Origin of the sequence: Pseudomonas sp. LJDD11 (assembly GCF_024584215.1) — a bacterium.
Classification (GTDB): domain Bacteria; phylum Pseudomonadota; class Gammaproteobacteria; order Pseudomonadales; family Pseudomonadaceae; genus Aquipseudomonas.
The window spans coordinates 299944-311439 of record NZ_JANJFL010000001.1 but is presented as its reverse complement, the minus strand read 5'-3'; the positions used below and the strand labels follow the sequence as shown (position 1 = coordinate 311439).

The following is an 11496-nucleotide window of genomic DNA, read 5'->3' as shown; positions in this document are numbered from 1 at the left end:
CATCAGAAGGAACCGTGCCGTGGCCGTTATCCAGGCGATCCTGCCCATTTTCCTGTTGATCGTACTCGGCTACGGGCTGGGCCTGCGCAAGGTGATCGCCGGTGAAAATGCCAAGGCGCTGAGTACCCTGGCGTTCAAGCTGTTCATGCCCATGGTGCTGTTTACCGGGATGATCAAGGCACCGCTGCACGAGGGGCTGGACCTCAGCGTGCTGGCTGGGTATTTCGTACCGGCGCTGCTGATCTTCATCCTGATCAATCTGCTGAGCCACCGCTGGAGCCAGCGCCCCACGCCATTCGGCCTGACCGCGAGCTTTTCCAACAACATCCTGATCGGCATTCCGTTGGTAGGCTCGCTGTTCGGCCCGCCGGGGCTGTTGCTGCTGTTCACGGTAATCTCGATCCACAGCCTGTTGCTGTTCAGCTTCCACAGCCTCTACGAAACCGTTACCGGCTCGGCGGCGTTCAACGCACGCTCGCTAATTGCCAGCCTGGCCAACCCGATCATCATCGGCCTGTTGGCCGGCATGGCGGTCAATCTGTCGGGTTTGCATCTGCCGCTGTGGGCCGATCAGTTGAGCAACTGGCTGGCCCAGGCCGCCCTGCCCTGCTCGTTGCTGGTGCTGGGCGCCAACCTGTCCGGCTACCGCCTGACCCCGACCCGTGAGGCGCTGAGCATCACCTTCGCCAAACTGGTGCTGATGCCGCTGCTGGTGCTGTTGGCCTGCGTAGTGCTGGGTATCACGGGCATGCCGCGTGCGGTGCTGGTACTGATGGCCGCAGGACCCAGCGGGGTGAATGTGCTGGCCTTCGCCACGACCCAGCAAGACCGCCAGAAGACCAGCTCGGCGATTGCCCTGACCACACTGCTGTCGGTGGTGACCTTACCGCTGTGGATGGGGCTGGCGCACGCGCTGTAAGGAGCCGTTGCCCGGCCTTTGTATCGCATTCCCCATGCAGTGCGTTACTCCGAAGAGCGTGGCGGTATGCCCAAAGCCCCATCAACTGATGAACTGGCAGTTCTGATAGCGGTGTTAGCGTCAGCCACTGACGATAATCACTCAGGGCATCGCGACCTGTGCCAATGACCTGCATGCCTCATGACGACTCACCTGATCTCAAGGACCGATATCATGACCCTGTTTCGCACGATCTCTGCCAGCCTCCTGCTTTCAGCAGCGACCACCCTGGCCGCTGTTTCTGCATTCGCAGGAGAGGCTGCGCCAGCCCTTAAAAAGCCAACCGCAAACGAATGTATTCATGAGTTGAAAAAATGGCCGTCAAAAAAAACCGGCGAAAAGATCAATATCTCTGGCAACTACCCTGAGTACGAGCTCACTCAGATCCCAAGCCTTGAAGCCTCCCGGAACTTCACGACCTGCATTGATTTAGCGATCGGCCCGCCGCTCACCGAGTCGGAAGCCAGACGGCTCGAACATCCATATACCAATGATGGCAACGGCTTTCTGCGCATTACCAACCCGTCGGGGCACACCCTATACCAAGACTTCGTCCGAACATCATTCCAGGGCGTGAAGTTCTTCTACACCGACAACTATCAGCGCAAATATTTATTTGATCTTGATAATGCAATCGCCTACGAAATGAAGCGCATAGCCCTGGACGGAAGCATCGAAAGTCTGGGCCGCTGGAACGGCAATTACATCGAAGACCCGCGCATTCGTGGCTGCCGGAACTCATATGGAGACCCTTGCGGCACCCAGTATCAACTGTCCATAGGCGAAGGCAACGTCCCCTTCTATCAGCCAAAGCAAGATGTCGAGATAGGTCAATAAGGCGTAGCGCCTCCAATGTATGCCAAAAGCTGCCCCACGCTGCCCTGCAACGCCCCGGAGTTATCCAGCAGTCGTACATCCGGCGCTTCGGCCAACAGTTCACTGGCAAAGCGCGCATTGCGCTGCAAGCGCGCTTCGATTTCGGCCAGCGGCTCGCGGCCTCGGGCCAGCAGGCGCTGGCGCAGGATGTCAGGATCGACGGTAAGCAGGATCGCCAACAGATCGGGGTAGCGTTGCCGGGTGGCGTGCAGGTGGCCGCGTGAGCCATTGACCAGTACATCGTTGCCGGCCGCCAGCCACTGGTCTATTTCGATGGGGATGCCGTAATGCAGCCCATTGGCTTGCCAATCCAGGGCAAACGCGCCTTGGGCCTTGAGGTGCTGGAACTGCTCGACACTGACTGCCTCGGCGGCCTCGCCCACCGCTTCGGCAGAACGGGTGATGACCCGGCGTACTACCTTACAGCCGCGTGCTGCCAGGCTATCGCGGGCGGCATCGAGCAAACTGTCCTTGCCGGAGCCGGACGGCCCGATGAGATAGATCAACCTGCCCGGCATGCCCTGTCCTCTTGTACGATGATTCGAACGCGGCGAATGATAATCGCTGCGCAGCAGAATCCATAGTGCCCTGCTACTGAAGGTCACGGCCCGCTTTGCTTGCCAGGCACACTGATACGATCCTGCAAACGGGCCAGCTCAGCGTCGATGGCGCGCAATCGGGCTTTTTTCTGGTCAACGCTCAGCGTGCTGGCCGCCACTTCAGTGCGCTGCTTGAACAACAGCAACTGGCGGATCGGTAGCAACTGATCGTTGTCCGAGGCAATGAACGAGGTTTGCTGCAGCCCTTTGAGCACCGCTTTTTCATGCTCGTTAGCGCCATAGCTCAGCAGGAAGCTGCGAATTTTTGCTCGGCTCTGCTGGCTCAGCGACGTGCGCCACAGGACCGGGTCGGAAGGGATCAACCGGGATTTCCAGATGATCTTCAGCTGGCTCAATTGCTCGGGATGGGTCAGTTGCAGGCGGTCCCAGTTTTCGCTGTTGAAGCTTGCGGCATCAAGTTTACCGTTGGCAACATCCAGCGCATTGGCTTCGTGGCTCTGATTGACGGTGCGCTTGAACGCCTTGGCCGGGTCAACCTGCTGGCGAGCGAAAACGTAGTAACCGGGCACCAGATAACCTGAAGTCGAATTCAGGTCGCCGTTACCAAAGGTCAGTTGCGGTGCAAGGCGCAGCAAGTCGCCGACGTTATTGACCGGGCTGTCTTTACGCGCGATCAGCAGACCGTAATAACCAGGCATACCGTGTTCCATGGCGGTCTGGGCGAAAACCTCGGCACCGGAATGATCCACCGCCTCCACCGCAGCCATGTTCCCCAGCCAGGCAACATCGATGCGCTGCGCCCGCATGCCTTCGATCAAGTGGGCGTAGTCACTGGCAAACACCGCCTCCACCGGCAAGCCCGTCTGGCGCGTCATGTCGTCGAGCAACGGCTGCCAGATGGCGTGCAGGTTTTCTCTGGACTCGGTGGACAGCAGGCCGAAGCGGATGGCTTGCTCCTGGCCGTGAGCGCTGGTCAGCAGACACAATGCCAGGCTAACGACAGACACCAGCAGACGCACTAGGCGGTGCAACATGCAGAGGCTCCCAAAATGACCAGCAGACTTGATGCCGAGCAGCCTGGCGGATGACAGGCTGCGGCCGCGCGGTGCAACGCAGTGTACCGCACCGCGCTTGTATCACAATTTGTTGCCAATTCAATGACATGCGCCTGCGATCAGCAATCGTTCAGGCGCTGCGGTTCAGATGCGGAACGAGCCTACCAACTGCTGCAAACGACGGGTCTGCTGCTCCAGCGAGTTGCAGGCCTGCAAGGTCAGCTTGAGGTTATCAACGCCTTGCTGGTTGAGGCTGTTGATCTGGCTGATGTCCATGTTGATCGACTCGACCACCGCCGTCTGTTGTTCTGTGGCGGCGGCCACCGACTGGTTCATCTCATTGATCTCGTCGATTCGCTGAGTCACGCTGCCCAGACGTTCACCGGCGCGGTTGGTGATGTCGACACTGGACTCGCTGTGACGCTGGCTCGCCAGCATGGTCGTTACCGCGTCCCGGGCACCGGTCTGCAGTTCTTCGATCATGCCCTGCACTTGCTGCGCCGAGTCCTGGGTGCGGTGCGCCAGGTTGCGCACTTCATCGGCGACCACAGCAAAACCACGCCCGGCTTCACCGGCCCGCGCCGCTTCGATGGCGGCGTTGAGCGCCAGCAGGTTGGTCTGCTGGGAAATACCGGTGATCACTTCGAGAATCTGACCGATATTGGCGGTCTTGCCGTTAAGCGACTCGATGCGCGCGCAGGACTCGCTGATCTTGGCTGATAGCTCGTTCATCGCGCCAATCGATTGCTGCACCACCTGACGGCCGTCACCGGCCAGTTGGCTGGCGTCGCCAGACTTCTGCGAGGTCTGCGCCGCATTGCGGGCGATTTCCTGGGCGGCAGCCCCCAGTTCATTGATTGCCGCCGCCACGCTTTCGGTACGGTGCGCCTGCTCGTCGGAACTGCCAATCGATGAGTTGGAAGCCTGGACCACCTGATTGACCACATCGCCCAGTTGCGCGGCGGTCGACGCCACTTCCCGGATCGAGGTGTGGATCCGCTCGACGAACTGGTTGAACGAACGCGCCAGCTCGCCGAATTCATCCTGGGAGGTGATATTCAGGCGCTTGGTCAGGTCGCCCTCGCCCGCCGCAATGTCACGCATCGCACTGCCCATCTGGTGCAACGGCTGCATCAGCACGCGGATCAGCAGCCCCAGAATCAAGATCACCGCCAGCACCACCACCAGCATCGCAGTGATGGCTGAGCTGCGGAATTCGCCGAGCATCGCATAGGCCGCGTCACGCTCCAGCACCAAGGCCACATACCAGCGGCTCGATGTCGGCCCTTCGACCGGGGTAAAAGCAATGATCTCGGCCTTGTCGGCCGACTCGATTTCGCTGACACCTGCCGCGACCTTCGGGGTGTTGTCCGGGTAGACCTCGCTGAGCGGTTTGAGCACCCGATTGGCGTCCGGGTGAATCAGGATCTTGCCGTCGGCGCTGACAATAAACGCATAACCATGACCGCCAAAGTTCAGCGAATTGATGGTCTTGCTGATGCTCTCCAGGCTGATGTCGGCCGCTGCAACACCGATCATTTGCCCTTGCTGGCTGACCGGGGTCGCAACGGTGACTACCAGTTTTCCGCTGGAGCTGGCGATGTAGGGTTCGGTCACGATGGTCTTGCCCGCGCCTTGCGCCGCCTTGTACCAACCCCGCGCACGTGGGTCATAGTCGGCCGGGCGGTTACCGGCGGGGATGGAGAACATCACGCCATCAGCGCCACCGAAGTAGCTCAACAGGAAGTTCTCGGTGTAGGCCGGCAGGTTGATTGCCCGGCGCAACTGCGCTTGTTCCTTGCCGTCAGCAGCGATCTGCTGGCCCATCGACTGCACCAGTTGGCCACGCCCCTCCAGCCAGGTCTGGATATTCTGGGTGGTCAATGTCCCCAACTGCTGCAATTCGCCCAGCACGTTGGTCTTCAATGTCTGCCGTTGCCGGTAGTCATTGACCACGATAAATACGGTAAACGCCACGCCCACGGTCAGTGCCGCCGCCAGCAGGATCTTCTTGCTGAAACCCAGACTTCTCATCATGTTGACTCTTTCCACAGGGCTGCATCAGGGAGGCAGGCACTTTTTTAAACAGGGGTGTTACCCGGCCAATCCTGCGGCACACAAGGTATAGGTATAACCGGTATAGAGCCCATAACGGCCTCTTGATATCACAGCAACGGCTGTATTTCATGACAAAACGTCCATCGGTCATGAAAAAGCCGCATGGCCTGCCAGCGCGTATGTTGCCTACCGGATGTTATCGGCATTGAAGCTGGGTTCTGCACCCGCTTGTGGATTGTTTCTCAACCTGACGCACGACCCGTGCAAGCCTGGAAATACTGACTATCGTTGCAATCATCCCGACGTGATGAGGATGCGCCCCATGGAGATTGAAAAACTGTTTGCCGACCTGCAGAGCCTGCCCAGCATCCCCAAGGTTGCCCAGGATCTGTTGCTGCAATTCGACAATCCTTCGTCCAACCTGGAAAGTGTTTCACGCAATATCGAAAAAGACCCGGTGATCTCCGCGAAGATCCTGCGGCTGGCCAACTCGGCACGGTTTCGCGGGTCGCGAGAATCGTCGAGCATCGAAGATGCTGCCATGCGCCTGGGCTTCAATACCCTGCGTACACTGGTGCTGGCTTCAGCGGTAACCGGCGCGTTCAAGGCAGTGCCCAACTTCGATCTCAAAGGTTTCTGGCTGACCAGCTTTCAGGTCGCGGGCGTGGCCCGGCTGCTGGCCAAGCAAAGCGGCGCCGACGCCGAAATAGCCTTCACGTGCGGGGTGATGCACAACATCGGCGAGCTGCTGATCCAGACCGGCGCTCCGGCGGTGGCTGAACGTCTGAACAGCGCTGCAAGATCCGGATCGTCCGGCCGGGTGGCCAACGAGACCCTGCAACTGGGCTTCGGCTATCCGGAGGTGGGCGCAGAGTTGGCCAAGCGCTGGAACCTGCCCAAGGTGATTCAACAAGCCATCGCTTTTCAGGCCCGGCCCATGCAGGCACCCGACAACGCCCCGCTGCCACGGATCATCGCCCAGTCCATCGTGATTTCCGATGCCCTGAACGAACATGGCGGCCCGACCCCGCAAGCCCGCGAAGCGATCAGCGGCCCACTGTTCGAAGGCGTCGATCTGGACCGGTTGTTCGACAGCCTGCCGGCTGTGCTGGAGGCAGACAAGGCATTCGAGCAGTTGTTGAGCTGAGGCGCCGCTGAAGGAGCAGCCGGGCGGCGATCCGCAAAAGGGTTCCCGGCTAAAGCCGGTCGTAGAGCTATCAGATTCAGGCCCCTGCGGTCGGAACATGGCCATCAATCGATGCACCAACGTATAGACTGTGACGAATGTAGTGAGCAGTTCTCATTCGCAGGAGGCTATGGATGGCGACTCGCAGAGCCGTATTGGGTGGCATGGCGGTATTAGGGGCGGGTTTTCTGGTCAGCGGTGCCGGGCGCTTTGCGACGCCGCTCAATCCACCGTTGAGCGGTGCCCCGCCGCAGACCCGCGCTGTCCCGTCCAGCGCCGAGCCGTTGCCGGTGATCGGCATGGGCACCTCGGGCAGTTTCGATGTCGGCACCAGCCAGGCTGAACGCGATCCGCTGCGTGAAGTGCTGAAGACCTTTTTCTCCGGCGGCTCGACCCTGATCGACACGGCGCCCGGCTATGGCCGCGCCGAAACAGTGCTGGGTGACCTGCTTGCCGAGCTGGGCCTGCGTGACAAGGCGTTTCTGGCCACCAAACTGGCCGCGCACGGCCGCCAGGCAGGGCTGGCGCAGTTTCAGCGCTCTCTGGACGCGCTGCGCACCGACAAGGTTGAGCTACTTCAGGTGCACACGCTGCAGGACTGGCAGACCCAACTGGCGCTGATCAATGACCTCAAGGCCGAGGGCAAGACCCGCTACAGCGGAGTGACCCACTATCTGGAACACGGCCATGCAGAACTGGCAGCCGTGCTGCGCCAGAGCCGTCCGGATTTTGTTCAGGTCAATTATTCAGTGTCGACTCGCGGCGCGGAAAAAACCGTATTTCCGGTCGCCCGCGAGCTGGGCGTCGCGGTGCTGGTCAATCGGGCCTTTGATGACGGCAAGTTGTTCGCTCGCGTGCAGAACAAACCGCTGCCAGGCTGGGCCGCCGATGTGGGCATCATGTCCTGGGCCCAGGCGTTTCTGCGCTTTGCCCTGAGCGACCCGGCAGTCACTGCGGTGATTCCCGCCACTGGCCGACCGACTCGCCAGCGCGACAATTTGCTCGCCGGGTTTGGCGAGCCACTCAATGCTGCGCAGCGCCAGTCGCTCATCGACCTGATCGGCTGACCGATGCCCATTGCACTCGCTGCCCGTCTGCGCCGGTTATTCAATATCAGACCCGGTGAAGAACGAGTCGTCAGCCTGGGCCTGGCCATGTTCATGCTGCTGTTCACCGGCTATTTCATGTTGCGCCCAGTGCGCGAAGTGATGGGGCTGGCCGGCGGGGTCGATAACCTGCAATGGCTGTTTACCGCCACCTTCATCGCCACCCTGGCCGCCTTGCCGCTGTTCGGCCTGCTGGCTTCACGACTGAACCGCAGGTCGCTGCTCAGTACGGTATTCGGTTTTTTCGTGCTCAACCTGTTGGTCTTTGCCCTGCTCATCCAACGCGATCCAGATAACGTCTGGACCGGGCGAACGTTCTATGTGTGGCTGTCGGTGTTCAACCTGCTGAGCATCTCGCTGGCCTGGAGCGTGCTGGCCGATGTGTTCAGCAGCGCGCAGGCCAGGCGGGTATTTGCCCTGATGGCCGGTGGCGCCAGTTTCGGCGGCCTGCTCGGGCCGCTGCTGGGCACTGTGCTGGTGGCGCCGCTGGGGCATGCCGGGTTATTGCTGCTGGCCGCCCTGCTCCTGGCTGGTAGCCTGCTGGCGGCCTTGAGCCTGCTGCGCTGGCGTGAGCGTGAGCCGTTGAACGAACAGCGCGCTGAGCAACGCGACAAACCGCTGGGCGGCAATCCGTTTGCCGGTGCCACGGCGGTGCTGCGCTCGCCGTTTCTGCTCGGCATTGCCCTGTTCGTGATCCTGCTGGCCAGCGCCAGCACCTTTCTGTACTTCGAGCAGGCGCGTATCGTTGCCAGCCATTTTCCTGACCGCACTACCCAGACCCAGGTGTTCGGCCTGCTCGACACGCTGGTGCAAAGCCTGGCGATCTTTACCCAGCTGTTTGTCACCGGGCGAATCGCCCAGAAGCTGGGGGTGACCGTCCTGCTGGTGGCGGTACCACTGCTGATCGCTGGCGGGTTCGTGCTGTTGGCGCTGTCGCCGGTGTTTGCGGTGTTCGCAGTGGTGATGGTGGTGCGCCGCGCCGGCGAGTACGCGCTGGTCCGGCCGGGCCGGGAAATGCTCTACACCGTGGTGTCTGCCGAGCAGAAGTACAAGGCCAAGAACTTCATCGACACCGTGGTCTACCGCGGCGGCGACGCGCTCAGTGGCTGGCTCAAGCGCGGCCTGGACCTGCTCGGTGAACATCCGGCGCTGGCGATGTACATCGGCGCCGGGCTGGCATTGCTCTGGGCATGGGTCGGGTTGCGCCTGGGTCAGGCCCAGCGTCAGCGCGAAGGCAGCAGCATCAGCTACGCACCGCGCGATACAAAGCCCGAATCAGATCCGACTGGGTGATGATGCCCACCAGGCGCTGCTTGTCGTCGATGATCGGAATGTGCCGGTGACCGTTGTCGGAGAACACCGGCACCAGATCCAGCAGCAGCCGGTCGCTGCTCGACACCCGCACGGTGCGGGTCATGATCTGCCCCACGGTACGGACCTCATCGTGCTTTTTCGGCCGCACCAGGGTGCGCAGGCGCCAGGCGATGCCATCGTGCACGTCCAGGTCGATCTGGCCCATGAAATCGGCAACCGTGACAATGCCCAGCAAATGCTGCTGACGGTCGATGACCGGCAAGGCCTTGATACGTCGTTCCCGCATCAACGCCCAGGCTTCGCGCAGCGAGGTTTCCTGGCCGACGCTCAGCGGGTTCTGGGTCATGACATCGCGGCACCGCAGATCACCGACCGAGCGCTGAAAGTTCAGCGCTTCGACCTGCTCAAGGAGCACTTCCAGATCGTCGCGGCTGACGTCGAGGATCTGGTTGTAGCGGTCCAGCACCGCATCCAGATCAGCGCGATGCAAATGGGTCGGCGCCGCCTTGGCCGGCAGCGGCAGATGCGGCCAACTGCGCCCGGTGAGGTTGTTGTAGACCAGCCCGGCCAGCACCATCAGCAACGAGTCGATCAGCACCGGGCTGAAAGCGAACTCGAAGCGGTCGCACCCCATCAGCACCATCAGCAAGGCCGAGGCGCCACCGGGCGGGTGCAGGCAGCGCATCAACAACATCACGGCGATTGCCAGCCCCACAGCCAGCGCCGCGGCCAGGCTGGCATCGGGAATCCACTTGCAGCAGGCAATGCCGACCAGCGCCGACAGGGTATTGCCGCCCACCACCGACCAAGGCTGCGCCAACGGGCTGGCGGGCACGGCAAACACCAGCACCGCACTGGCGCCCAACGGGGCGACCAGCGCCAGAGCCAGCAGGCCGTGTTCATGGGCGGCGTTGCCGTTGAGCCAGAACGCGGCACACACAGCAGCCAGCAGGATACCCAGCGCCGCACCGGTGCTGGCGCGCAGTCGTTCAAGGGCATCAATGGCATGGGGTGCAGGCCAGAATGCACGCAAAAAAGCGCTCAGACGGGCGCGCAAACGGGGCTCGGAGGGTGTGGTTTCGGACATTGGGCTCGGCAGTCTGCAAAGTCGGAAAACAGCCGCCAGTGGACCTGACGGTCAGAATTTGAGCATCCGATGGTAACGCGGATTGCCTATGAGGGCGAATGGCAAGGGGAAATTCAATTCAAGTTGTGTAGCCCGCGCATTCGCTGGCAACCGGAGCGCCGGTTGCCGACGAATGCAGCACAGGCAGTTATTTCAACTGCAGCCCGGTCAGCAGGGCCTTGTGAAAGCGCTCTGGCTCTTCCATCTGCGGGGCATGGCCCAGGCCCTTGAATTCGACCAGTTCGGCATCGGGAATCAGTTTGGCCACATCCTTGCCCAGTTGCTCATACTTGCCAATCTTCGCCTTGACCTCAGGCGGCGCGATATCGCTACCGATGGCGGTGGTGTCGCGGTCGCCAATCATCAGCACGGTCGGCACCTTGAGGTTGGCAAACTCGTGGTACACCGGCTGGGTGTAGATCATGTCGTAGATCAGTGCCGAGTTCCACGCCACGGCCTGCTTGCCAGGGCCGTTGAACAGCCCGGCGAGCATGTCTACCCATTTGTCGTACTCCGGCTTCCAGCGCCCGTCGTAGTAGGTTTTCTGCTCGTACTGGCGAATGCCTTCGGCACTGACTTTCAATTCCCGCTCATACCACTGGTCTACGCTGCGGTACGGCACGCCGACGGCCTTCCAGTCTTCCAGGCCGATGGGGTTGACCATCACCAGTTTGTCGGTCTGCTCTGGATACATCAGGGCAAAGCGGGTGGCGAGCATGCCGCCGGTGGAGTGACCGACCAGCGCCACCTTGTCGATGCCCAGCTGATCGAGCAAGGCGCGGGTATTGAGCGCCAGTTGCTGAAAGCTGTACTGATAATGGCCAGGCTTGCTGGAGGTGCAGAAACCGATCTGGTCCGGGGCGATGACCCGATAACCGGCCTCGCTCAGGGTTTTGATGGTCGCCTCCCAGGTCGCGCCGCAGAAATTCTTGCCATGCATCAGCACTGCCGTGCGGCCATTGGCTTTGGCGCTCGGCGCGACGTCCATGTAGCCCATTTCCAGTTTCTGGTTCTGCGACTCAAAGGCAAACTGCTTGAGCGGGTACGGGTAGCTGAAGCCTTCCAGACGTTCGCCGTAGCTTGGGGTGGCGGCCTGCACCACGCCGGGCAAGATGATGGCGGCCGCCAGGGCGGCGATCTTTGCAACCTGCATCGGACAACTCCTTTTTCTGGGCCTGGCGTTTGAGCGAAACCCGCACGCCAGACAGGTAGGTGAACCCGGCAATGTACCGGAGCAGGTCTGCACTGCGGCGGCAA

General features: G+C 61.3%; 10 protein-coding genes and 1 pseudogene. 5 read left to right on the top strand and 6 right to left on the bottom strand.

Annotated elements, in window-relative coordinates; all coding sequences use genetic code 11:
• Nucleotides 1-19 precede the first annotated feature (19 nt).
• Together NRB16_RS01435 and NRB16_RS01430 are read left to right on the top strand one after the other, a co-directional pair.
• Entirely contained in the window at nucleotides 20-919 is a 900-nt protein-coding gene (locus tag NRB16_RS01435; RefSeq protein ID WP_045492595.1) for an AEC family transporter, read from the top strand.
• A 213-nt stretch (nucleotides 920-1132) separates the two neighbouring features.
• Nucleotides 1133-1795, top strand: a complete 663-nt coding sequence (locus tag NRB16_RS01430; protein ID WP_257105279.1) for a hypothetical protein — start codon at nucleotides 1133-1135, stop codon at nucleotides 1793-1795.
• On the opposite strand, the gene phnN is transcribed toward NRB16_RS01430, so the two are convergent.
• The 4 genes and pseudogenes from phnN to NRB16_RS29515 form a co-directional block, all read right to left on the bottom strand.
• Nucleotides 1789-2352 (bottom strand): phosphonate metabolism protein/1,5-bisphosphokinase (PRPP-forming) PhnN, encoded by a 564-nt coding sequence (phnN, locus tag NRB16_RS01425; RefSeq protein WP_253111609.1) that lies wholly within the window; start codon nucleotides 2350-2352, stop codon nucleotides 1789-1791. The two genes, NRB16_RS01430 and phnN, sit on opposite strands and share 7 nt — an antisense overlap.
• Before the next feature lie 83 nt (nucleotides 2353-2435).
• Complete coding sequence (phnD, locus tag NRB16_RS01420) at nucleotides 2436-3428, bottom strand: phosphonate ABC transporter substrate-binding protein (RefSeq protein WP_253111607.1); 993 nt, start codon at nucleotides 3426-3428, stop codon at nucleotides 2436-2438.
• Nucleotides 3429-3593: 165 nt separating this feature from the next.
• Entirely contained in the window at nucleotides 3594-4319 is a 726-nt protein-coding gene (locus tag NRB16_RS29520) for a methyl-accepting chemotaxis protein (RefSeq protein ID WP_373568423.1), read from the bottom strand.
• Nucleotides 4320-4451: 132 nt separating this feature from the next.
• A pseudogene (locus NRB16_RS29515) lies at nucleotides 4452-5483 on the bottom strand (cache domain-containing protein); the annotation flags it as partial.
• A 346-nt stretch (nucleotides 5484-5829) separates the two neighbouring features.
• Between NRB16_RS29515 and NRB16_RS01410 the strand changes: the two are divergent.
• From NRB16_RS01410 to NRB16_RS01400, 3 genes are all read left to right on the top strand, one after another.
• Nucleotides 5830-6654, top strand: coding sequence for an HDOD domain-containing protein (locus NRB16_RS01410; RefSeq protein WP_253111603.1), 825 nt, complete (start codon nucleotides 5830-5832; stop codon nucleotides 6652-6654).
• A 173-nt stretch (nucleotides 6655-6827) separates the two neighbouring features.
• Nucleotides 6828-7760 (top strand): aldo/keto reductase, encoded by a 933-nt coding sequence (locus tag NRB16_RS01405; RefSeq protein ID WP_045492610.1) that lies wholly within the window; start codon nucleotides 6828-6830, stop codon nucleotides 7758-7760.
• Between the two features lie 3 nt (nucleotides 7761-7763).
• The gene (locus NRB16_RS01400) at nucleotides 7764-9092 is read left to right on the top strand and encodes an NTP/NDP exchange transporter (RefSeq protein WP_257105277.1); all 1329 of its coding nucleotides are present in this window, start codon (nucleotides 7764-7766) and stop codon (nucleotides 9090-9092) included.
• On the opposite strand, the gene NRB16_RS01395 is transcribed toward NRB16_RS01400, so the two are convergent.
• On the bottom strand, nucleotides 9043-10200 hold the full coding sequence (locus NRB16_RS01395; protein ID WP_084710143.1) for an HPP family protein: 1158 nt from the start codon (nucleotides 10198-10200) through the stop codon (nucleotides 9043-9045). The two genes, NRB16_RS01400 and NRB16_RS01395, sit on opposite strands and share 50 nt — an antisense overlap.
• Nucleotides 10201-10387: 187 nt before the next feature.
• On the bottom strand, nucleotides 10388-11392 hold the full coding sequence (locus tag NRB16_RS01390; protein ID WP_045492617.1) for an alpha/beta hydrolase: 1005 nt from the start codon (nucleotides 11390-11392) through the stop codon (nucleotides 10388-10390).
• Nucleotides 11393-11496: the final 104 nt, after the last annotated feature.

Bases quoted from the DNA above. Each gene is read 5' to 3' on its own strand.
- NRB16_RS01430 (WP_257105279.1), top strand. From the start codon at position 1,133: ATGACCCTGTTTCGCACGATCTCTGCCAGCCTCCTGCTTTCAGCAGCG.
- phnN (WP_253111609.1), bottom strand. From the start codon at position 2,352: ATGCCGGGCAGGTTGATCTATCTCATCGGGCCGTCCGGCTCCGGCAAG.
- phnD (WP_253111607.1), bottom strand. From the start codon at position 3,428: ATGTTGCACCGCCTAGTGCGTCTGCTGGTGTCTGTCGTTAGCCTGGCA.
- NRB16_RS01410 (WP_253111603.1), top strand. From the start codon at position 5,830: ATGGAGATTGAAAAACTGTTTGCCGACCTGCAGAGCCTGCCCAGCATC.
- NRB16_RS01405 (WP_045492610.1), top strand. From the start codon at position 6,828: ATGGCGACTCGCAGAGCCGTATTGGGTGGCATGGCGGTATTAGGGGCG.
- NRB16_RS01400 (WP_257105277.1), top strand. From the start codon at position 7,764: ATGCCCATTGCACTCGCTGCCCGTCTGCGCCGGTTATTCAATATCAGA.
- NRB16_RS01395 (WP_084710143.1), bottom strand. From the start codon at position 10,200: ATGTCCGAAACCACACCCTCCGAGCCCCGTTTGCGCGCCCGTCTGAGC.
- NRB16_RS01390 (WP_045492617.1), bottom strand. From the start codon at position 11,392: ATGCAGGTTGCAAAGATCGCCGCCCTGGCGGCCGCCATCATCTTGCCC.